Below are 24,859 nucleotides of genomic sequence, written 5' to 3' on the forward strand. Positions count from 1 at the left end.
TAATTTTTTGTTTCATTTAACAAATTAAGTAGGTCCAAATATATCTTATTCATATTTGTAAATTGTATCAGCAAGAAGTGTTGCCAACGCCTCTGTTCTATGGTCTAATTGTTTTAAAGAAAATACTTCTATATTTGTTAAATTAAAATTGTCAACTATATTTATATTTCTTGCTGACATGCTGTTAGATTTTTTATACCATCTTTGTTTATCACTAAATATTTTATTGGATATTTTTGTATTTTCACTACTATCAAAAATTAACAAATTTCCTATCATATCTATTTTGTTTGTCGAGATTTCTTCAATATTGCTTTCGTTATATTCATTTTCAGAATTTTCAACTAAATATTTTTTTCATTCTCTAGAGAGAGTTTGAGGAATTATGTGTTCGATAGAAGGATCAATAAATTCGATTTGTTTCTTGTTATTTCCTTGGTTGTATGTGTATTCTTCTATTCTTTTTAAAAAGGTTTTTCTAACTGGTGCTTTTAGTTTTTTTTCAATTAATGAACTTATGAATTCTTCTCTTGTAGGAGTTTTAAAATCCATACTTATTTTAGGTATACTTTTATCATTTTCTTCAAAACCACCGACTTTACCACCGAATCATTTACCTATATATTTATCTAATTCTAAAAAGTAATTACTTCTATTTTTGATTGAATCAATATATTTTGTTAGTGCTATTGTTGCACCAACAGAAGATTGTCCACCCCTATATTGAACAACTCCAAAACTTCATTTCTCTATTTCAAAAAATATATTTTTCATTTTTTCGTATTTTTCGTCTTTATAGAAGATTTTTTTTATATAAGGATCATAGTTTTTTTCGAATAAATCAGAAATATAAAACAAGAGCGAAAGCAAAGCGCCTTTTTTGTCAAAAACGTCCATATAATTTCTAAATTCATATAATGAACTATCAGGTCCTTTATATCTTCCGAATCAAACTTCCAAGAATATTGAAAAATATTTACCCAAATTGTTAATGTTTTTTTCGAATTCGTTGATAGTTCAATTATCGCCACTAAGAGTTTGGGTAAAAAATTTCAACATACTTCTTCTATCTTTTCGTTTGTGCTTATCTGTTTTTAAAGCATAAACTATGTATGTATATATAAAAGATTCTTCTATCTCTCTTTTTTTGTTATCTTCTATTTCTTCTGAAGGCAATCTATTTTCATATTCTGATATATTTAAATTTTTATTGAAAAGATTAACAATAAGATCTTCATGTTCTTCGAAATCTTTTTTATCAATTTTTAGAAACAACGCATTTTTACACAAGTCCATTATTGATAATTCCATACCTTTTGAATTTAAATTTTCAAAAATTTCCATTTCTTGTTCTCTGTTTTTTTTGAAATCAATGCACGAAAAAATATACTTTTTAGCATAATAGTAATAAAATCCTTCAATTTCTTCTTCATTAAGTAATTTTAATTTATCAAAGATAGAAGTATAATTTTTCCAAGCATTAGTTTTTTTAAAGGGTTTAAAATATTGACTTTTTTCATCATATGGTACTTTATCATATTTTATAAGTTCTTTCAGAGCATCTCCTTCGATATAATTACCAGAGTCATTAATGATTTTATATTGTGCTTTAGTTCCGAAGGTATCTTTTAAATCTTCTAGTATTAAATTTTTTTGATTAATATTTATAAGCAAATCTCTTATCACTCTAAATATAATCAAACTTGTAGTTATTCTTTGTTGTCCGTCTATAAGTTTAATTCTTTTGTTGTCGTCTTTTCATTCCTCTATAATAATTGCTATAGAACCAAAAAATTGCGATTCATTTACTTTTCCATTTTGTAATACATTTTCTATTAAATCTTCACAAAATTCCTTATTTCATGAATATGAGCGTTGATAAGATGGTATGTAAAAGAAAATTTTTTTATTCAACAATAAATCAGCAATAGATAGTTTATCTATCAAAATTAATTTATCGTCATGTTTATCGCTGCCTTTTTCTTCAACTATTTCTTTAATATTTGAAGAAATATTTTCAAAATAAGGAGTTTCTTTAAAATCACCAAAAGCAATTGCTTTTTGATCAAAAGAATCAACAAATTCATTAACCATAAAAGCGCTAACATAAAACAATTGTCTAAGTAAATTAATTTTTTGATTAATTGTTTGCGTTCCTTCTTTGTATATACCATCATCAAAAAAATGTGAATCTATATTCCTGTTCAATTGTAATGTTTTAAATGAATTCATAATTTCCGGTGGAATATTTTGTTTTCCTCTTATATCTTCAATTGCTTGTTGTATGAGAAAAGGTTTATCTAACGGTTTTTTTAAAACAATTTTTGCCAAACCTTCTAATGCAATTCCGCATTTTTGCCTAAAACTTCAATTTATATTGTTTATATTTTCTTCAATTTCTGAATATAAATTATATAAAATGTCGCCTTTATCATTTAAGTTTTTAATAAATTCAAAATTTTTTGTTTTCATTTTAAATCCTTTCTATGTTTTAAAATAAATATTTCAAATTATTTGTTTCAAATTTTTTTTATTTATTTTGTTCTTTAATGTGCATGAATATACTCACTAAAACATTAACAGCAATAGAGTTACCTGCCTGCCTTAGTAAAATATCTTTTCTGCAAATTTCTTTTATAACTCGATTAAAATCTTCAGACTCAAAACCCATTAACATAAAGCATTCGCGAGGGGTTAAAAATCTATAGCGAGATTTATTATTGAGACCCCTTTTAATTAATTCTTTTTCGATTATTGTGTTAGAAATATCAATAACTCCTGCGTTAGGATTTCGATCTTGTTTCGTTGTTATTGTCCTTGTTGTTAATGTCATATATCCATCCTTTATTTTTTGATAATTAATATTTTTTGTTAACTCTTCTTTATTTTTTACAAAAAGATGTGGATTGTCTTCGAATATTTTTTTTCTTGAATATGTATTGTTTGGAACAGAATTTATGAATTCATCTAAATTTAAAGACAAGTCTTTTGTGTATTTTGTTGTGATTATTTCATCTAGCTTTTTAGTTATTGAAAATATTTCAGAAACAGATTTTGGTTGATTATTTTTTTCAATAACTTCTTTAGTTTCTTTAAATGTATCCTCAAAATTATAATCAGGTTTCAAAACACTTAAACCAAAAACACGTGTTCTTTTTTGTGGCGACCCAAAATCATTTGAATTTAAAACGTATGTTTGTGTGTTATAACCAATACTATTCAAAAACTTCAACCATTCTTCGTAATCTTTAATATGTGCGTTAGAGAGCATATTACGAACATTTTCTAATAATAAAAATTTAGGTAATTGTTCAATTTTTTTTAATTCTTTCAATATTCTTTCGATTTCTCAAAGTAAACCAGATCTTGTTCCACTTCCCTTTTTCATTCCTTGATTACCACCGTGAAAACTACCAGCGGTTGATAGATCTTGGCAAGGAAAAGAATAAGTTAAAAGATCAATACCTTTAGTTGTATCAAAGAGCTGTTTACCTGTTACTTTCGTTATGTCCGATAAGTTATTGTTTAAAACAAGAGAAGAATATAAAATTTCTTTATTTTGTCTTGATAATTTTTTGATTGAACTAAATTTTGCCGGACTTTTTGAGTCTAAAGATAAAGTAAACTTTTTTAAAAAATTATCAATTTTTTCATCACTTAATTCTTTAGCAATATTTTTATTATTATTATGAATTGCATGATAAGAAATATTTGCCCAAGCATCTCATTCGCTAGTCCCTACTATCTCATAATCTAAAGTGTTATTTTTCTTTAAAATTTCTAATGCTTTATGTTGAGCCCCTATCCCTGCGAACGTTTCAAAAACTTTCAACTTTTTATTCATGGTTATGGCTACCTCTATAATAAAAAGTTTAACTTTTTTTTTTTTTTTTGCAATAGACAAAAGAAAAAACCCTTAAGGGTTTAAGCGTTTTGAAAATTCTTTTAGTTCTTCATTGTTAATTCGAAAAAAATATTTCAATTTCCGTTTGATTTTTTTTCTTCTTTAATAATTTTGATTTTTTTTGGTTTACCTAAAAATATTCCATACTTAGGGTTTCCTGTTTTTTCATATAAATTTTTACTATTACATAAAACATATATAGGTTTATATTGCTCAATTAAAGTTTTATATTCTTTAACTTCGCAGTTAATTCTTCAACCATCTGGAGATTCTCAATGTAAAACGCCAGTATTTCAATCATAAAAATTAGTATGTTTAAAAGCGGTGTTAATATTTTGTTCTCTTGCTTTAATAAATACAGAATCATTAACAATTTCAATACCACGTTGAATTAATTTAGCTTCTATATTATCACCAATTATATAAGTTCCTATTAAAACTTGCATTTGAAGTTGATTGATATAAGTTCCATATAAATCTTCTATTTTATTTTCTAATAAAATTTCACTTTCCAATTTTCAATTAAGCAAAAATATCAATTCATTTAATAATTCTTTTTTAGAAAAAATTTCTTTTAAAGCTTCTTGAATTGAACAAGATTTTTTATTAATTTCTTTTCTAGAGGTGAAGAAAAATGAAATAAACATTTCGACCACAAATCTTTTTTGGTGTGTTTTGTTTTCTAATAATTTTAAAAATTCAATAATAATTTTTTTGTGATTAAAAATAGAAAAAGATAAAAGTATATCGTAGTCATAACTACCAAAATTTGAAAAATTACTATTTTTCTTAGAAAGTGATTTTTTCTTTTTATATAATTCATAAGTAGCTAATTGTGTGTCTTTGAAAAAGTTCTTGTATTTTTCGTAATCTAGAACACCTTTTTGATAGTTCTTTAAAATTGAATCTAAACTTTGCAATTTTCCGTACTCTGAAATTTTATCTAGTAATGTTTTTTTGTTCAATTTTGATAAATGCAAAATTGAGTCACCTGGCATTCATTTTTCAATAGTATTAAATTGATCTTTTTCAAGAGCAACCTTAATTGCACTAAGTGCTGTATTATTGTCACCGAAAAACGCTTTTTGAATTAAGAAAGGATTATATTTCTTGTTGATATTTAAATCCACGTTATTAACAAAATCATAAATTTCTAAAATTTTGTTATCAAATTTTCTCAGACCTCTTCCTAGCTGTTGCAAGTATATTAAAAAGGATTGAGTCGGTCTTAAGAAAATAACGCTATTAATACTTGGAATATCTATCCCCTCATTTAAAATGTTCACTGTGCATAAAAAATTTATTTTACCTTTTTGGAAATTATCTAAAATTTCACTTCTTTTAGTGTTGTTATCTTGAGAACTTAAACATTCAGCTTTTAAGTCGTTAGATTTTAAAAATTCAGCAATTGCATTTGCATGCTCTATATTTATACAAAACAAAACAGATTTTATTTCTTCGGTATATGGGATAATTTGTTCATTAATTGTCTTAAGTATTAATTTGTTTCGTTCTTTGTTGTTTAAACGTTTTGCCAGTTCTTTAGTATCATTAATGACATCAACCCCTTCAATATTGGTCTCGTCGTTTATAAAATAATAATTAAAATCACACAAATAACCTTTGTCTATAGCCTCGTGCAATCCTATTTCGTATACATATTTATTATCAAAATAATTGGAAATGTTGAAGCCGTCAGTTCTTTCTGGTGTTGCAGTTAAACCGATCAAGTGTTTTGTTTTATTTGCTAAACGTTCGATAATTTCTTTTAAGCCATCAGCTTCAGAGTGGTGAACTTCATCAATTATTAAAAGATCAAAATCTTGTTGACTTATTCAATCTTTGTTCAAAATTGTTGATTGATATGTTGAAAAAATAAATGATTCCCCATTATACTTTTCGGTTTTGTTATAATTGCTAAAAAATTTAAAAATATATGATTCATTAACATTTTTTAAACTATATTTTAATGTTTCGATGCTCGATTCAAGAATTTCGTTTCTTGGCGCAAGAAATAAAACTTTTGGAAAATCATTATTCTGATGATAATCTTGGTTATTGTAGTATTGTTCAATAAAACTCATGATAGTAAAAGTTTTTCCTGTTCCAGTGGCCATAACTAATAAATGTTTGTTATTTCCATTTTTAATGTTTTCAAAAATTTTGCAAATTGCATTTTGTTGATAACCATAGAGTTTTTTGCTTTCATTTTTGGATTGAAGACTATGAAAATCAGTATCGGTTAACTCTTGTTGTCTTTTTAAAAAAGAATTTTTAATTTGAACTTCATAACGTTCTTTTTTACTCATTGCTAAATTTAATTTTTCTCTATCTTCAATACTAAAAAAATTTTCTCTATCATTTCAAAGTTGATCAAAATAATTATTGGCGTTATGAAAAACTGTAGGATTAAAAACTTCATCTATTCTTACACTTGTTTCTTTTCCTGTGTTCATACCTTTATCGGTTACATTTGACGAGCCTACAAAAGCAACAGAAAGATTATTCGGTTTGATAAAAATCATATTCTTAGCGTGTAATCTTTCAATATTATTTTGATAACTATTTTCAATGACTATTTCAATAATGTTTTTATTTTTAAAATTATTGTAAAGATTCTCTAATGCACCTAAGTCTAAAAATTTTGATGTTCCATCATAAGTTGTTGTTATTATTTTTAATTTTTTAATTGAAGAATTGTTTTCAATTATTTGTTTCAAAAATTTAGTCCCTAATTTAGAAATAAATGGACTAACAATTTTTACCTCAATTGCTCCTTCACTCGCAAGGTGTAAGTGAGCTTCCAGTTTCTTGGAAATAAATTCATTTCTTTCAATACTCATAATATAAACAGTTTAACAGATAACTCTGCTATTATAAATCATTAGAATAAAAAATATCATATATAAAACTAAACAAATCAATTAAAAAATAACAGTAATGTTTGTTATAAATTTTATTTATAATAATATCTAGTGGAGTTTATTATGAGAGAGAAAAAAATACCTGTTTATTTTATTATTATTGCTGGAGGAACAGCATCAGGTAAAACAACTTTAGCTAAAAAAATAGCTGAATTAGCAGCTACTAACAAAACATCTGTAAGATATTGATCTATGGATAATTATTATAAAGATTTTGCCGAAATGTCTTTAGAAGAACGCAAAAAAATCAATTTTGATCACCCTAATTCATTAGACATCCAACTTTTAGTTGAACACATCAATAAATTCAAAAATCGCGAAGCAATTGAAGTGCCAATTTATGATTTTACAATTTTTTCGCGTTCAAATAAAACTTTGATTCTTGAGCCAGCGGATGTTATTATTTTGGATGGAATTTTAGCTTTACATATCCCTGAAATTAGAAATCATGGTGATTTAAAGTTATTCATTAAAACTGCTGATGATATTAGATTTATTCGTCGTTTACAACGTGACGTGCATGAACGTGGTAGAACTTTGGAAAATGTTATTAATCAATATTTGACCACCGTTAAACCAATGCATGATTTATTTGTTGAACCAAGCATTGATGTTGCTGATTTAATTGTTCCTTATTATGAAGGTAATGAGGTAGCAATGGATTTGGTAGCAACAAAAGCCAAAGCTATTATTGAAGAAAATAACTAACTCGCTTTTTCTTTTTTAGAAATGAATTTTTAAAGACTTTTTTGTTTGTATAAAACAAAAAAGTCTTTTTAATTTAAATATAGTAAAAAAATGAAAATCGGAAATAGAATAATAAAAAAATGGAAATCAAAAAATAAAAAAAATAATCATTTCTTTGCTTAGCATTGTTAAATGAAAACACAATAATATAATAATCGCGAAATCAAGAGTTATTAAGCTTTTGCTTTCGAAATTAAATCATTTATAAGCCGTTTTTACTTGAAGTAAAAATAAAGAGAGAAGGATGATACACGTATGAAATTTTTACTACCACTTTTATTAACAAGTAGTATAGCAGCCGGAACTGCCGGTTCTTTAGAATTGAATAGACACAGTCTTGTTGTTTATAATCAAGAACATGATAATTTACTAAAAAAAGCCGCTGATGATGATCCGTACACAAACTACAAATCAGTACCAAATCTTTTGTCAGAATACGTAGAACTATATATTAGAGAACTGATTGCCAAAGGTAGTTCAAAATTTCAAAATGCCTATCTTGACGAATTAGGTTTGGATTTTTATATTTTTCAGATAATGGCACCTTCAGGTGGAGATGCTATTTTAAAACATGAAAAATTATTATCTTCTCAAAAGAATCTTGTGCATACAGAAACAGATACATTAACAAATAATACAGATAGTCCCCAAACTTTAAAATCAGCTGGTTATTCATGAAAACGCGCCAATAGTTTAACTAGTACAACTTCGGGTAATGCTGGTGTAATTATGGAATTTCCAATTAAAATTTTTACCTTTAAATTAAATTTAAATATTCAATACACTCATTCAATAACAACTACAACTGATATAACTTTGACTTCTCCAGAGCAATCCATATTAGTTCAACCTCACTCTACAAGAAAAATTACCTCTAAATTATATGAGAATAAAAATAGTTATAATTATATCGTTAACCATGAAGTTTTTGGTAATTATAATTTTAGAGATATAAAAATACACTTTGGATTTAAAGCTAGATTAGCAGGAGATAAAAATTTCACCTTTTTTGCCTTAGATTTAAAACTATACGATTTTTTCAATAGTATATTCATGGCAATTGGTAAAAAACCAAGTGAAAACGACTCGTTTTATTACAAAGGTGATGATAATAACGTAAAGTTTTATTTAAATGTTCCAATTAAAGTTGATCTTTTAGAAAATTCTTTAGAAGTAGTTTTAAATTAACAAATAAATATTAAACACCAGCTAAGCTGGTGTTTTTTTGTTTTAAAAGATTTTATAAAAGTTCATTATAATTTTCAATTTATAAATACCTAATTTAAAAGAATATAATATTTTTAAGACGGAGGCATAAAATGAAAATTAATGAAAACATTTTAAATAGCAAATATTTTGATGAAGCATTAGAACATTTATTAAAAGTTTTAGCAATCCCCAGTGAACAAGGTGAACCTGTTAAAGGAGCTGTCTTTGGTGCAAAAACCAAAGAAGCTTTGGAATATACCTTAAATTTAGCTAAAAAATGAGGTTTGAAAACTCATTTAGATGCTGATGGTAGTTATGGTTTTTTAGAATATGGGCAAGGCAGTGATGTTTTTTTGATAGCCCCACACCTTGATGTGGTGACTGCTGCAAATCCTGACAAATGAGAACATCATCCATACAAACCCATTATTAAAGATGACAAAATTTATGCTCGAGGGGCATTAGACGATAAAGGTCCAGCTTACATGGTTTTATTTGCCTTTAAATATTTAATGGATAACGGTTGAATGCCAAAGAATTATTTAATAAGAATTGTCTTTGGTTTAGATGAAGAAAAGGAAATGCGCTGCTTAAAAAAATATGTTAGAGATTTTGGAGCTCCAACGATTGGTTTCACCCCTGATGGTGTTTTCCCATGCGTCTATGCCGAAAAAGCTTGATCTAATGTTAATTTAACCGGAAAATATAATTCTTCATTAACAATCAGAAAAGGCATTGAATCTCAAGATTACAACGTTGTTATTGATCACGTTATTTATAATGGTGACAAAACTGGTGAAATAGCAAAATATCTAACAAAACACAAAATTGAAAATCAAATTATTAATTCAGAATTACATGTTTTTGGAAAACCCGCTCATGGAAGCATGCCTGAATTAGGAGTTAATGCAGCAATTTGATTATTAAAAGCTATTGATGAAGTTAAAATACATCATCCGTTAGCGGAATTTGTAAGTAAATATTTCTTTGATAGTTATGATGTCAAAAAAATATTTGGGGACTTAACTGATGAAACAGGAGGTTTAACAGCATGTATTGGGTATATAAAATTAGAAAAAGATAAATATAAATTAGGAATTAATTTCAGAGTTCCAGCAACTAAATTAGACCAAATTCATGTAATTGCTCCTTTAGAGCAAAAAACAGAACCTTATAAAATGAAAGTAGCTATTAAGGGCAACTTAATACCTATCTTCTTTAGAAAAGATCGTAAAATTGTTAAAACAATGGTCGAAGTTTATAATAAAGTTACAGGTAACAATTTACCACCGTTCCCAATGGGTGGAGGAACTTATGCTAAAGTCGTTCCTAATTTAATTGCTTGTGGGATAATTGATAATTTAGATAATGCATCAGCTCATCAATATAACGAATGAGTTGATATAGAAAACTTAAAAAGAGCTTTGAATGTTTATGCTAACTTGATTGTTGAATTAGAAAAATCTTAGATTAATTACCGAATAAGAAAAAAATAACCTTAAAAAATATTGTAAAATTAATTTAAAGGATGTTAGGTTATTAAAGATGAGTGAACTAGATCTTAAAGAAAAAGAATTAGAATTCGTAAAAAGACAAGAAAATGTTCTTGACCAAAAAATCAATTTTTTAACGTTTATTTTTAGTGTTTTGTGAAGTCCGATTATCGCATTCACTTTCTCGAATTTAGAAAAATTTGACACAATCCAAATCGTTTTAATTATTTCTGTATTTTTAATTATTTTTATTTCAATAGTTTTATTAATTAATCCTAAATTACCAACTCTTTTTAAAAAAAGAAATGAAGAAGAAAATACAAAATACAAAAAACATAATATTTATAGTGATAGTTATGATAATTGAAATGTTGAAAATTATGAAAGACATCTCGATTATCAAATAGAACATTCTTTGAAAATATTTAGGAGAAAATCAAAAAGAATAATTTTTATTTCCATATTTCAAATTGTGTTTTTTATAACTTCTGTTCTTATTATTTTCTTCCTATAAAGCTAAAAAAACTTACAAAAATTTTGTTTTGTAAGTTTTTTTAAATTTAAACATTTAACAATTCAGTTTTATTTAACCATTTATTAACAAACAATCATTTTTTAATCTCTCATGATCATAAACCAGCAAGTGCTGAAAATGTTCAAAAAACATATTGAAGAAGAATTGTTGGGTCTCAACCATTAACAACTGGCGTATATTTAATAATTGTGAAAAAATCAACAATTAATCATGCGTATCATTGTTGCGGAACTTTTACAGCCTGTAATAAGATTCCAACTGTATTAAATGTACTTGTAACAGAATCGAATCAAGTTCCAATTGTTGTAGCAGTGTTGTTAGGATTAATTGCACTTGTGATTGCCGGAATTTCAAAATACCAAATTATTAGAAATAATAACGAAAGATAAACCGAAAAAAATCAAATTTGCATCTTTTTTTCTTTACTTAATTTAATATCTTCGACTTCAACCGGGTTTTTAGCTCAAATATATCATCCCAAAATTAGCGAAACAGGCATAATCAATAACATTATTTGAGCATCACCAACATATTTAAAATTTAAGGCAAACAAACCATACCCAAGAACATTTATCATTGATCAAAAGAAACCACTTATTTTTCCTTTTAAAATTAAAATTAACGAAAGAATTCCTGCTGAAGATGAAATTACATTCATTTGCGAAAGAATTGCATTTAACCAAGGAATCGGAATAAAGGCCTCATTATTATTAAATGCTGCATAAGCACTATAAAAATTTAGCGAATAATTGTTATTGATTAAATCAGTAAAATTAAAAACTCCTGTAAGAATAAAAAGCACAATCGTTACACATATAATTATTCGTAAAGTCTTGCTCAATTCTAAAAATTCCTTTTTGATAGTTTTACATCCTAAAAATCCATATTTTTTCAAGGTTATCTTAAAATTATCGATATTATTTTGATTTGTCATCATCTCTCCTTTGTTAGTGAAAATAAAATTTATATTATTCTATTTAATTCTATGATATTTTATTCAAATTCAATAATAAAACCATCTTTGTTTAGTAATTTACACTTAGGAGCATTTATATTGAAATAAGTTTTGAAAATTATAAAACCAGCACTATAAAATGCTGGTTTTATTTTTTAGTTATTATTTAATCTTAAAAAATGTTTTTTATAATATTGTTTTATTTATAAAATTCATCTTTGTAAATATTTGCGAAATTATAATTAGTGTTTTTATCTCAATTGATTGATCATGTCATCATTCCACGTAGATAAATATTTTTAGATTTTAAATAAGAGGTAGCTTTTTTGATGTCACCAGCTTTAACTTGCCCATTTGCTGCAGCATCATTATTTGCTGGTAAACCAAGTACTAATTTATCGGCATCTATTTGATAAAAATTATCTTTACCTGTTGTAATGTATTTACTGATTAAGTATAAAAATTCGGCTTTATTTTTAACATTATTTTGTGGTAGTCATCACAAGCCATTCAAGCCCAATTCTTTTTGTTCATCAGCGAAAACGTTTACTCCATCTCCGGCTTGATTGTAAAATTGAGGGTTAATTCAATCATAATAACCTTCTAAACCAGCCATATATGGAATATACTCTCCCCCAATATGCATGTAAGGGAATTCTGGGGCCATTGTTATATAGAAATATTTATTCTTGGTTTTTAAATAATCTTTTACTTCACGTAAAGCTTGGGGGATAACGGTTCTATTATCAGCGTAATTAATTGCATTTTGTTCTAAATCAATGTCAATTCCATCAAATCCATAATCATTAACCAAACTAATAATTTTAGCTTTAAAAGCTTCTAAATCTGATGATTTCAAATAAATTTGTGCATCAGCACCACCAAGTGACAAGATAACTTTTTGTCCACGATCATGTAAAATTTTAACTTGATTTTTAAATTCCTGATTTTTTTGAGCTTGAGTTCAATTTCCACGATTTGGCATTGCTGGAACAAAATCAGGAATTCTGTTTCCATATGCTGCTTTTAAGAATGATACATTAATAAAGTCGTAATCTTGTGGAACATCTGTTAGATCCATGTATTTAGCAAGACCACCCTTGTAACCGCCTCCGTTATCTCAGTTATGTCAATAACCTATCAAAAGACTATCATTTTTGATTTGATTCATATTTTGATCTTGATTTTGTAGAAGTGCTGCGGCATTACCGGCACCAATTCCTGAAATACTTAATAAAGATAATAAAACTTTCATTTTAATGTTCTCCATTTCTTGGGGCTTATTTATATAAACCTTAATTTTATTTTAAAAATATTTTTGCAATTGTGTTTAAATCATTCTAGTTATTTAAAAATTTAAATTAGCTGTGTTTTTTAAAAATTTGGAAAGTAAATATTTATTTTTTACACATATAGTAGTCATTTTTAACATTTTTAACACTAATTGTGTTAAAAATCTTTTAAAAATAAGCAATGTTTGAAATATCTTTAGTTCTATTTAAAATAATTACTAAATATTACTAATTGTTTTTTTACACAATTTTGTTAATAAAAACAACATTAATTTTTTAATATATCTTGTTGTTGAGTGCTTTAAAATTTGCCACTTTTTTCAAATCTTTTATTAAATACATTTTTACAGTTCAAGAGCTTAACCTACCTTTTAAACAAACCATAAAAAATAATTTCTTTATTAAAATGACTTAGAAAATAAACAAAAAATGAAAAGTGAAAATTTTAGTAAATGTTGTTTGCACTTATAAATATAAAATAATCGTTTGTCAAAAATTAACAATAAATTTGTGTTAATAAATTTATTGTTAATTTTATTTATTTAAAAATGTTTATAAAAATTTAATAAATAATATTTTTATAATTGTGGAAAAGTGGAAAAAATATCACTTTTCTTTTTAATTTTATATAATTAATATAAATTATTTAGTTAATCTTCTACTAGTTTAAGAAAGGGTGATTCAATGGCTGATATTAAAAATAATTACAATGAAAATAGTATTCAAGTTTTAGAGGGTCTTGAAGCTGTAAGAAAACGTCCCGGAATGTACATTGGTTCAACAGATGTTAAAGGGTTACATCATTTGGTTTGAGAAATAGTCGATAACTCAATTGATGAAGCACTTGCTGGATATGCCACTGAAATTAGCGTTATATTAGAAAAAAACGGTTCAGTTACTGTTAGTGATAACGGTCGTGGTGTACCTGTTGGAATGCATAAAACCGGAAAATCAACTCCAGAAGTTATTTTTTCAATTCTTCATGCTGGGGGTAAATTTGGTGGCGATGGATATAAAACTTCTGGAGGACTTCATGGTGTTGGATCATCGGTAGTTAATGCCTTATCTTCAAAAATGAACATAACCATTTATCGTGATAAAAAAATTTGAGAAATCAAATTTAAAGACGGTGGTAAACTTGCTCAAGATTTAACTGAAATTGGTAATACTTACAAAACTGGAACTACAGTTAATTTTTTACCTGATGAAAAAATCTTTTCAGCAACTAAATTTAGTTTTTCAACTATCGCTGAACGTTTAAAAGAATCGGCATTATTGAATTCAGGTTTAAAAATCACTTTAAAAGATGAACATGCCGATAAATTTATTGAATATCAATTTGAAAATGGGTTACAAGAATTTGTTAAAGAATTAGCGGAAGATTTCAAACCAATTACAACTCCAATAACTTTAACTGGTGAAAATTCAAAAATTGAAGTTGAAATTTGTATGCAATACACTGAAGACTATAACGAAACAGTTTTAGGTTTTGCCAATAATGTTAAAACCGGTGATGGAGGAACTCACATCACAGGTTTTAAAATTGGTTTAGTAAAGGCAATGAATGATTATGCTAAATCTTCTAAAATTTTAAAAGATAAAGATCCAAGATTAGATTCTAACGATTTACGTGAAGGTTTAATTGCGGTTGTTACAGTTAAAGTTCCTGAAAATTTAATTCAGTATGAAGGGCAAACTAAAGGTAAATTAGGTACAGTTGAAGCTAGAGTTGCAACAGAATCAATTACTTATAATTATTTCAACTTTTGATTGCAAGAAAATAAAGCTCAAGCAACCAAGATTATTGAAAAAGCTTTATTAGCAAGAAAAGCCCGTGATGAAGCACGAAAAGCTCGCCAAGCAATTCGTGATTCAAAAGGTAAAATCAAAGGTAAAACCATGTTAGGTAAGCTAACTCCTGCTCAAGGTCGTAAAAAAGAAAACAACGAACTTTATTTAGTTGAAGGGGATTCGGCTGGAGGAAGCGCTAAATCAGGGAGAGATCGTACTTTTCAAGCAATTTTACCTTTACGAGGAAAAGTAATTAACTCTGAAAAAGCTAAACTAGTTGATTTATTAAAAAATGAAGAAATTAATACAATTATTACTGCAATTGGGGCAGGAATTGGTTCTGATTTTGATATTAAAGATATCAATTATGGAAAAATCATTATTATGACTGATGCTGATACTGATGGAGCACACATTCAAACATTATTATTAACATTCTTTTTTAGATATATGAAAGATTTGATTATTAATCATAATATTTATATTGCTTTACCACCACTTTATAAAATTACTTTCTCAGACAAAAAGATTCAATATCTTTGAGACGAAAACGAATTAGCTGATTTTATGGAAAATACTTCTAAAAAATTTGAAATTCAACGTTATAAAGGTTTAGGAGAAATGAATGCTGATCAATTATGAGAAACAACCATGGATCCAGCAAGAAGAATGTTGATTTTAGTTACGATTGATGATGCTTTAGCGGCTGAAAAAGCTTTTAAAGTGTTAATGGGTGAAGATGCTGAAAAACGTAAAGAATGAATTGATGAAAATGTTAAATTCACTTTAGAAGATAAGGGAATCGAATTATTAGATAACGATGCAAAAATAATTGCAAAATAACAGAAAGGAAGTTTAAAATTTATGGCTAAAAAAGTAATTGATAGCAACCAAGTTATGAATGAACGCGGAATTATAAATTACCCATTAGAAGATTTAATGGGTGATCGTTTTGGTCGTTATGCGAAATACATTATTCAAGAACGTGCCCTTCCTGATGTTAGAGATGGTTTAAAACCTGTTCAAAGAAGAATTTTGTATGCAATGAGTGATTTAAATTTATGATTTGATAAACCACATAAAAAATCAGCAAGAGTAGTTGGAGAAGTTATCGGGAAGTATCACCCTCATGGAGATACTTCAATTTACGACGCAATGGTGCGTATGAGTCAAACTTGAAAACTAGCTATGCCTTTAATTGATATGCAAGGAAACAATGGTTCAATCGATGGTGATGGAGCCGCTGCTATGCGTTATACTGAAACACGTTTAGCAAAAATTTCAGAAGCAATGTTAGCTGATTTAGATAAACAAACAGTCTTATTTGCACCTAACTTTGATGATTCAGAAAAAGAACCAACCGTTTTACCAAGTTATTTTCCAAATATTTTAGTTAATGGATCAACAGGAATCGCTGCTGGTTATGCAACTAATATTCCTCCACATAATCTTGGGGAGATTATTGATGCAACTATTGCAATTATTAATACTCCCGGAACTCGTTTAGACACAATTCTATCAATTGTTAAAGGTCCTGATTTTCCAACAGGAGGAATTGTTCAAGGAATGGATGGAATTCGTGAAGCTTTTGGAACTGGTAAAGGTAAAGTTATCATTAATTCTAAATGACATGAAGAACATGGAAACATTATTATTGACGAAATCCCTTACGAAGTAGTTAAACAAGATTTGGTTCGTAAAATTGGGGATGTTGTGGATGCTAATCCGGGTTTAGGAATTAGAGAAGTTCGTGACGAAACTGACCGAACAGGATTAAGAATCGCAATTGAATTATCGGATAAAGCTAATGTTGAAATTGTAAGAAAATTTTTATTTAAGAGTACACCATTATCAGTTTCTTACAATTACAACAATGTTGTTATTGTTGATAAACAACCTAAACAATTGGGCATTATCGATATTTTAAAAGCCTATATTAATCATTACAAAGACGTTTTTACAAAACGTTCTCAATTCGATTTAAATAAAGCTGAAAAACGTTTAGAAATTGTTGAAGGTTTGATTAAAGTTATGTCGATTTTAGATCTTGTAATTAAGATTATTCGTAATTCAACTAATCGCGCTGATGCAATTGTTAATTTAACTTCAAACCCACAAGTTGGTTTAACTGAAGCCCAATCAACTGCAGTTGTAGATATGCGTTTATATCGTTTAACTTCAACAGATGTTGTTAAGTTACAAGAAGAACAAAAAACTTTAAAAACAACAATTGAACATTTACAAGAAATTTTATGTAACCCTGTAGCAATGGATAAAGAAATTGTTGAACGTTTACGCGAAGTTAAAAAACAATTCGCAATTCCAAGACGAAGCGAAATTACCCAAATTGTTGAAAATTTTGAAGTGGAATTAAAAGATACCTTGGTGGAAAAAAACTTTCATTTATGAGTTTCAAAAGATGGTTATTTAAAAGCAATTGAACCAGGAGTTATTAATAAAAACGAATGATCTACTTTTGGGCGTAAACCTCAAGATTTATGAATTAGTCATTTACAAACAACTAATTTACATCATTTAATTTTAGTTTCTAATGTCGGGACTTATTACTCGATTCCATTATATAAAGTAACAATGAGTAAATGACGTGATATGGGAATGCATGTTAATACCGTTGCTACCATGGATGGAAACGAACAAATTGTTGCAGCTTTTGCTGTTAAAGACTTTTCAACAGCAACTCAACAAATTTTAATCACCACTAAATTAGGAAGTATTAAAAGAACGCCAATTGTTGATATGGAAACGAAAATTTTCACTCGTGCTTTCAGATTAATTAAATTAGCTGATCAAGATGAAATTGTTTCAGCTAGTTTAGTAACTTCAAAAACTAATAATGTTGTAATCGTTACGCAAAATAGTTATGCAGTTAGATATAACATCGGGGATGTTCCTATTCAAGGAGCTGGTTCTAAAGGGGTTAAAGCTGCTAATTTAAAAGATGATTTGATTATTTCTGGAACTACTTTAGAAGATATTGATTCTGTATTCATTTTAACTGACAAAGATAATATGAAAAAAGTATCGCAATTGGATATACCACTATTAAACAGACCTAAGCGTGGTTCAAGATTATTCCCAGAACGTAAGCGTGGAGTGGAATTAGTAACAAATGGTTATTCAGTTGCCCCAGATGACATTTTGCATGTTTTAAACGGAGAAGATTTATATCAAGAAATTAATTTAGCCAAAGTAAAAATGTTAGACCCTAAAGATACAACAGCCGACACTGGAATTAATGAAATTATTGGAGCATCTTTAGAAAAAGAATATATTGTGACAAACGGTGATTTACCACCAATTTCACAACTTAACGAAGATGAAGAAGAATATGTTTCTAAAGCAGCAACAATGGCTAAAAAAGCCACTGAAAAACTGTCAAACGAAGGCAAAGTAAGTTCAAAAGTTACTATAACTTCAAAAGCAAAAGAAGAAGCTGTTCAAAAAGTAAATTCTTATACTTCTTCACTAAGTGATTTGCTTGGAGATTTATCTAATGTTACTTCGTCATTTACTAACGCTAAAAAAGAGATTCAAAATAAATCTAAAGCAAAAGACGAAAAAGATAGTCCAAAAATTCAATTAGACTTTGATGATCTTTTCGAAGATTAATAAACACATTAAGTATAATTAAATTAGTTTTTAAAATAGGAGAAGCACATATGCAAAGCAAATATAAAGAAGGTAACTCAGTAAAATTGGTGGCAAAAGTAGATGATGTAAACCTTTTAGAACTTTCAAAAGAATTTTTACAAAATATTGAATTAAATTTTAAAAAATTTAATGAAAAATATATAAATTCCAAAAAAGAAAATGAACAATATTTGAATCATAAAAAATATATTTTTACTCCCGAAGATTTGATTAAAAAATCTCCTTTAACAATAATAAACGCCCCATGAGGAAGTGGTAAAACATTTTTTATAGAAAGTTTCACTAAAGCTTTTATTGACAAACAAATAAAATCGGATATTTTTGATTCAATTATAATAATTGATGCTTGAAAGTTTTCGTCATCAAATTCAGTGCCTACGGAATTTGCGACAGAAATATCAAAAAAATTGGTTCAATTACATAATGTACCTGAAAAAAATAAAGATGGAGTTGTAAGCAAACTTTTTAAATCAATAACACCTTCTCAGGTTTCTTTTAATTTAAGTGCTAATTTAGGTTTTGTTTCAGCTGGTCTTCAAGCAACTAAAAAACTAAATGAAAAAGACAAAAAGAAAGAAAGTGAAATTAATAAAGAATTTAAAAATTTTCAAAAAAATGCAATTAAAACAATTATTTTTATAGATAATTTAGAAAGACTTGGTTCTTATTCTTGGGATTTATTAAAATCAATAATTAAACTGCAGGAATTCCCCAATTTTTTAATTTTATTACCTCTTAATTTAGAAAAAATGAAAAATAATATTAAAGATGAAAACAAGAATTCTGAATACCCTATTCAAAAATATATAGATTTCAATTTTTATAATTTCAATCAAGATTATTACAATTTTTTAAAAAACGGATTTAAAAATAATAAAAACGAAGATTTAATTATGGATATAAATAAAATATTAGACAATGACATTGATGGTGAAAAATTAAGTATCAGAGAAGTTAAAAGTTCTTTTGAAAAATATGGAATTTTTGAAACAGAAGAGGAATATGAAATTTTAAAAAAAATAAAGGAATTTATATGAGATTCATCAGATGTATTCAAATCTATAATTATCAATGATATAAATGACTTTAAACTTTTTCACAAAGAAATTAATGAGATTATTAGTAATTTTTTTAAAAATGAAGTAAAAACCAGCGATTGATCAAATTCAATTTTTAACATAAATTTAAGCGAAATGGACAATTTTGTAAATAAAATTTTTCAAGAGAAATCAGGCCAAAAATTTTACTATAACTTTAATAATGATTATATTTCAGAAATTCAAAATATAAACTCGTATTTAAAAAAAATAAAAAGTTTGCTAACATCTAAATTAACTTCTTTAAATTTAAATTTGAATGAATGCAAAAATTTATTTTTAAAAATAGATGATAAGTTAAATACAGCAAAAGAAAAACAAAAGAAATTAGAAAATGATGTTCATGAATACAATTCTATGAAAGCAGATGTGGATTTTAATTGAGAATCTGAAATGTTTACAATGAAAGAAAAAAATTTAAAAAATCAAAATGATCTTGTCGGTATTACAACAAAACAATTTATTAATGCAAAAATTGAATGTGATCATTTAAATGAAGAAATTGATTATATAAATTCTAAATTAAAAAAAATAAACAGTTTTAAAACAAAAATTTACATTGAAGAATTAAACAAAATTAAAGAGAAAGAAAATAAAAAATTTAATTATATAAAAAATTTTTTAAATAAAAATTATGATGATTTAACGGGTTGAATAGAAGACCGAAATGATATATCTTTCACTTTAAATGAGAAAATAAAAAACTTTTTTAAAAATTAATTTTTTTATATTGGTTTTAAAAAACCGGGTAGATATATATTTTATAACTATATATAATAAATCTAAAATTTATTTTTTATTTTATAAATTAAATTGTTTTTCCATTAAAATAAGATGGTATGGAAGATTACCCAAGTCTGGCTGAAGGGGACGGTCTCGAAAACCGTTAGTTGAGCAATCATGCAAGGGTTCGAATCCCTTATCTTCCGCCATTTTGCATTTAAACAACAACAAAAGTTGTTGTTTTTTTATTTTTAAAAGGATTTATAGCAAGTTTTCTAAAACAATGTATTTAGATTTATAATTATCATTAAAGAGGTTATATGGAAACAACTATATTAAGAGGTTATATTTCGAGATTTTTAACTTCAAACACTAATGGTTGGGGATTAGCAATTTTTGTTAATGAAAATAATAGTAAAGCCCAAATTAAAATTAAAGGTTCAATTTCTTTAATGAAAGCAAAAGTTTTATATGAAATTAATGGAAAGTATGAAGAACACCCTAAGTATGGTAAATCATTTGCAGTGACAACCTTTAAACAAGCTGAAGCTAATTCTAAAAACCAAGTTATTAAATTTTTATCATCACCAATTTTTCCTGGCGTTGGAGAAAAGAAAGCTGAGCTAATTGTAAATCACTTCGGAGATCAGGCTATAACGCAAATCAAAAATGATTTTGACGCTTTGTATGAGGTTCCGGGATTAGACAAAGCAATTGCTAGAGTGATTATTGACGCTTTAAAAGAAATGCAATATTCAGAACGTCTAATTTCAGAGTTTTTTGAACATAATTTAAAAGTAGATATTTTAAATCAAGTCAAAAAATATACTGAAGATGATGATGAAACAGAACACATTTTTAAAAATAATTTTTTAAAATTTGCTCGTGATAAAAATATTTTTCCCTTTGAAGAAGCGGATAGAGTTGCTGTTCATTTTGGATTAGACTTAAATTCTCCTGAAAGAATTGGACATTGAGCTGCTAAAATTGTTCTTGATCTTTGTATGCAAACAGGAAATACTTACACTGACAAACGTAATTTGGATGCTAAAGTTGTCAAGGATTTAAAAATATATGATTCAGAACTAGTTTTAGCGGGTTATAAATACGCTAAAGAAAACCAGTTATTGTTTTTTGTTGATGGAAAGATTTATTGTGCTGAAGCATGAAGTGATGAACAACTTATTGCACAAAAAGTTTGTGATATTAAAAATAAAATCCATAAGTTGCCAAGCAAAATTAACTTAGAAAACATTATTGATGAAATCCAAAGAGAAATCGGTTATGAAATTGGTAAAACTGATTTCAAATATGATTCAATCCAACGTCAAGCATTAATTGAATTTGCAAATTCCAATTTTTTAATCTTAACAGGAGGACCAGGAACTGGTAAAACGACTGTTATTAAAGGAATGGCAAAATTATTTACTAAAATATTTAATTCAAATAATATTGGAATCGCAGCTCCAACGGGAAGAGCTGCTGCAAGAGTAAGAGAATCTTGGTCTGAATTATCAGCAACTACTATTCATAAAATGTTAGAAGCAGATATTAGTAATAATTATTTGGTTAATGAAAAAAATCCTTTAAAATTTGATTTATTAATTTTAGATGAATGCTCAATGATCGAAAATCATTTATTTGCTCAATTCATTAAAGCGATTGGTCGTTGTAAAAAACTTGTTTTAGTTGGCGATGTTAATCAGTTACCAAGTGTTGGTTATGGAAATGTTTTTGAAGATTTAATTGATGTTAATTTATTTTCAACAGTTAAATTAACGAATATTTACCGTCAAGCTCAAGGAAACGGAATTATTGAATTAGCGCATGCAATTCAAAACAATTCTTTAGCAAATTTAGATTTAAATAATTTAAATAATGTAGAAAACTTTTTTGATCAAGATAGTGAAGTTTCATTACATTTATTAAAGAAAGATTTTGAAACTAATTTAGATTCAATTAATCAGAACCCTTTTAATTACCAAATTATTTCTCCAATGTATGCTGGCCAATTAGGTGTAGAAAACTTAAATAGCGAAATCCAAGTTGAATTTAACAGCAATATTTTTGATAAAGATAAAGTTTATGATCGTGGTCGTCATCGCTATACAATTGGTGACAAAATAATGTTCTTAAAAAATGATTCAGAAATGGATTTAACCAATGGTGAATCTGGAATAATTGAAGAAATAATTTTAAACAAAAATACTCTTGACCATGCTTTAGTTAATTTTGGTCAAGATAAAAGAATATCTTTAAAAACAGCTAATTTTGAAGATGTTTCGCTTTCTTATGCTTGCAGTGTTCATAAAACTCAAGGTAGCGAATACAAACATGTTGTCTTCGCTATCGAAGATAATGGAAAGAGTTTCTTTTTAAATAAAAAATTAATTTATACAGCAATTACAAGAGCTAAAGATAAGTTAGTCTTGATAGGTGATAAAAATTTGTTTATTAAAGCTGCCGCAAGAGAAGCGATTCCACGTAAAACTACTCTTAAAGAACGTTTAAAAGAACTACAAATAGATTAATAGTTAGCATAAAATAATAAAAGAGGTAAAAAAATAATGATACTTAAAAATGGAAAAATAGTTTTAGAACACAAAATTATAGAAAAAGGATATCTTGTTATTCATGATAAAAAAATTATCGATATTGTTGAAGGAACAACTGATGAATTTGGTGTTGACTTAAAAGGTAATTGAGTTTTACCTGGTTTTATTGATTGTCATGTTCATGGAGGATATGGAGTCGATTTTGAAACTGGGGATACTAACCGTTTTGAACATTTTGCTCTTAATGTCGGCAAAGAAGGGATTACGAAATATTGTCAAGCTTCTATCACTAACAGTTTGGGATTCACCAATAAAATTTATAAAGAATTTGGTGATTTCATGAGTAAATCTAATAAGCAAGGAGCTATATGTCTTGGAGCCCACATGGAAGGACCTTTTATTAGTCCTGCCAAAAAAGGTGCTCACGATCCCAAGCTTTTAATCAATCCTGACATCGAAATTACAAAACACTGAAATGAGTTAGCAAAAAATAATATTAAAATAATAACTTATGCTGGAGAATTACAAGATGGTTCTTACACAAAATACCTTATTGAAAATGATATTTTACCTTCAATTGGACATACTGATATGCTTGCTCAAGAATTTGACAAAGATTGAAAACTTGGAGTAAAACATATTACTCATTTATTTAATGGAATGAGTGGTGTTGATCATTATCGTCCAGGATTAGCAGTTGCGGCTTTAAATCACGATGATGTAGTTGTTGAAGTAATTTCTGATGGAATTCATTTGCAACCTGAAATTCTAAAAATGATTTTCGATCATAAAGGTCCTGATAAAATTTCTATCATAACTGATGCTATGAATGCCAAAGGTTTACCAGACGGTGAATACAAAATAGGTCAACTACCCGTAATAAAGACAGGAATGAAAGTTGCTTTAAAAGATTCTGGTGTTTTAGCAGCGGCTGGAGCTACTTATGATCACAATGTGCGTGTTTATTACAATACTTGCAAAATGGAAATGACTGATTTAATTAAAATGACATCAATTAATGCCGCTAAACAATTAAATGTTTACGAACAAACAGGAAGTTTAGCCCCAAACAAATTAGCGGATATTGTAGTTTTGGATAAAAATCTTAAAGTGCTTAAAACAATTGCAGAAGGTCGAGTAATTTTTGAAAATAATGAATATTAAAACTTACGCTTTTACCAAATATATTGCAACACTAGGGTCAATTTTTATTTTTACAGCACCATTATTAGGATTCTTACAACAATGAAGAAATATTTTTTCAAATGTCGATACTATGGTTGTTGTAATTTCAATTTTGTTAGCAATTGGAATTACAACAATTAGCATTTACATTAGTTTAAGACTTTATTTAAAACATAAATCATCATATAAATATGAACATAAAGATTTAATATATTTAACCATTTCTATAATCAGTTATATATCAGGTGTGATAGCTGCCATTATTTATGTTGTCATCGCAATTATTTGAAAAGAAAACCATGCTAATCAAGTAATGATTGCTTTTGGACCAACCTATCCAATTGTTTGAATTGGTATGATTTTAGGTGCTATTTTCGAATCACTTTCAAGAATCAATGAACAGATTAAAATTTATCAAGAACGTGAAAAAAAAGTTAACCAACAAATTCTTGCAAAAAGAAAACAAATCGTTGATGATGAATCAGATAAAGATGAAATCAGAAAAGAAATTGATGCATCTAGAACTAGCGATGCTGAAAAACTACTATTAAAAGGTAATGAAACAAAAAAAGTTGACAAGAAAAAAGAGTCAAAAAAAGTTGAACCAAAAAATGATACCAATGAATACAATCCATTTATGGATTCGAAATTAAACAAAGAATTAAAAGATAATCAAGATATTAAAAAATGATTAAACGAAAAAGACAAAAAATAATCCTAAAGCTAATTCTCTAAAAATACTTAGTGGTAACAAAACATATCATTAAGTGCTTAAAG

15 protein-coding genes and 1 tRNA gene are annotated in these 24,859 nt (G+C 27.0%); 11 read left to right on the plus strand and 5 right to left on the minus strand.

The features are described from left to right. Positions 1-45: 45 nt before the first annotated feature. The 3 genes from ESOMN_RS01730 to ESOMN_RS01740 form a co-directional block, all read right to left on the minus strand. Positions 46-2,472: a DUF262 domain-containing protein gene (locus ESOMN_RS01730; RefSeq protein WP_024863240.1), complete on the minus strand. Its 2,427-nt coding sequence runs from the start codon at positions 2,470-2,472 to the stop codon at positions 46-48. 58 nt (positions 2,473-2,530) lie between these two features. Next, positions 2,531-3,844, minus strand: a complete 1,314-nt coding sequence (gene dcm, locus ESOMN_RS01735) for a DNA (cytosine-5-)-methyltransferase (RefSeq protein WP_024863241.1) — start codon at positions 3,842-3,844, stop codon at positions 2,531-2,533. 101 nt (positions 3,845-3,945) lie between these two features. Beyond that, positions 3,946-6,747, minus strand: coding sequence for a DEAD/DEAH box helicase family protein (locus ESOMN_RS01740; protein ID WP_024863242.1), 2,802 nt, complete (start codon positions 6,745-6,747; stop codon positions 3,946-3,948). A 144-nt stretch (positions 6,748-6,891) separates the two neighbouring features. Here ESOMN_RS01740 and udk point away from each other — a divergent pair, with 144 nt between their 5' ends. The 4 genes from udk (at position 6,892) to ESOMN_RS01760 (ending at position 10,791) form a co-directional block, all read left to right on the plus strand. Then, positions 6,892-7,536, plus strand: coding sequence for a uridine kinase (gene udk, locus ESOMN_RS01745; RefSeq protein WP_024863243.1), 645 nt, complete (start codon positions 6,892-6,894; stop codon positions 7,534-7,536). Between the two features lie 294 nt (positions 7,537-7,830). Continuing rightward, positions 7,831-8,763 (plus strand): ETX/MTX2 family pore-forming toxin, encoded by a 933-nt coding sequence (locus ESOMN_RS01750; protein WP_024863244.1) that lies wholly within the window; start codon positions 7,831-7,833, stop codon positions 8,761-8,763. Positions 8,764-8,894: 131 nt separating this feature from the next. Continuing rightward, the gene (locus ESOMN_RS01755) at positions 8,895-10,253 is read left to right on the plus strand and encodes a Sapep family Mn(2+)-dependent dipeptidase (RefSeq protein ID WP_024863245.1); all 1,359 of its coding nucleotides are present in this window, start codon (positions 8,895-8,897) and stop codon (positions 10,251-10,253) included. Positions 10,254-10,329: 76 nt separating this feature from the next. Next, the gene (locus ESOMN_RS01760) at positions 10,330-10,791 is read left to right on the plus strand and encodes a hypothetical protein (RefSeq protein WP_024863246.1); all 462 of its coding nucleotides are present in this window, start codon (positions 10,330-10,332) and stop codon (positions 10,789-10,791) included. A 46-nt stretch (positions 10,792-10,837) separates the two neighbouring features. On the opposite strand, the gene pnuC is transcribed toward ESOMN_RS01760, so the two are convergent. Both pnuC and ESOMN_RS01770 read right to left on the minus strand, forming a co-directional pair. After that, positions 10,838-11,746, minus strand: coding sequence for a nicotinamide riboside transporter PnuC (gene pnuC / locus ESOMN_RS01765; protein WP_051445513.1), 909 nt, complete (start codon positions 11,744-11,746; stop codon positions 10,838-10,840). Positions 11,747-11,966: 220 nt separating this feature from the next. After that, positions 11,967-13,022: a glycosyl hydrolase family 18 protein gene (locus tag ESOMN_RS01770; protein WP_034942290.1), complete on the minus strand. Its 1,056-nt coding sequence runs from the start codon at positions 13,020-13,022 to the stop codon at positions 11,967-11,969. A 721-nt stretch (positions 13,023-13,743) separates the two neighbouring features. Between ESOMN_RS01770 and parE the strand changes: the two genes are divergently transcribed. From parE to ESOMN_RS01805, 7 genes are all read left to right on the plus strand, one after another. Next, positions 13,744-15,693 carry a DNA topoisomerase IV subunit B gene (gene parE / locus ESOMN_RS01775; RefSeq protein ID WP_024863249.1) on the plus strand — a complete coding sequence of 650 codons (1,950 nt, stop codon included), beginning with the start codon at positions 13,744-13,746 and terminating at the stop codon, positions 15,691-15,693. A 21-nt stretch (positions 15,694-15,714) separates the two neighbouring features. Continuing rightward, positions 15,715-18,480: a DNA topoisomerase IV subunit A gene (gene parC / locus ESOMN_RS01780; RefSeq protein WP_051445514.1), complete on the plus strand. Its 2,766-nt coding sequence runs from the start codon at positions 15,715-15,717 to the stop codon at positions 18,478-18,480. Positions 18,481-18,530: 50 nt separating this feature from the next. After that, positions 18,531-20,339, plus strand: a complete 1,809-nt coding sequence (locus tag ESOMN_RS01785) for a P-loop NTPase fold protein (RefSeq protein WP_024863251.1) — start codon at positions 18,531-18,533, stop codon at positions 20,337-20,339. Between the two features lie 121 nt (positions 20,340-20,460). Next, positions 20,461-20,551: transfer RNA gene (locus ESOMN_RS01790), tRNA-Ser, on the plus strand. Between the two features lie 111 nt (positions 20,552-20,662). After that, positions 20,663-22,873, plus strand: coding sequence for an SF1B family DNA helicase RecD2 (gene recD2, locus ESOMN_RS01795; protein WP_024863252.1), 2,211 nt, complete (start codon positions 20,663-20,665; stop codon positions 22,871-22,873). Between the two features lie 36 nt (positions 22,874-22,909). Next, a complete protein-coding gene (nagA, locus tag ESOMN_RS01800; protein ID WP_024863253.1) occupies positions 22,910-24,061 on the plus strand; it encodes an N-acetylglucosamine-6-phosphate deacetylase in 1,152 nt (383 codons plus the stop codon). Beyond that, on the plus strand, positions 24,051-24,797 hold the full coding sequence (locus ESOMN_RS01805) for an MFS transporter (RefSeq protein ID WP_024863254.1): 747 nt from the start codon (positions 24,051-24,053) through the stop codon (positions 24,795-24,797). Before nagA ends, ESOMN_RS01805 begins: the two co-directional genes overlap by 11 nt. The last annotated feature ends 62 nt before the right edge of the window (positions 24,798-24,859 follow it).

This window comes from Williamsoniiplasma somnilux (assembly GCF_002804005.1).
Classification (GTDB): domain Bacteria; phylum Bacillota_I; class Bacilli_A; order Mycoplasmatales; family Mycoplasmataceae; genus Williamsoniiplasma; species Williamsoniiplasma somnilux.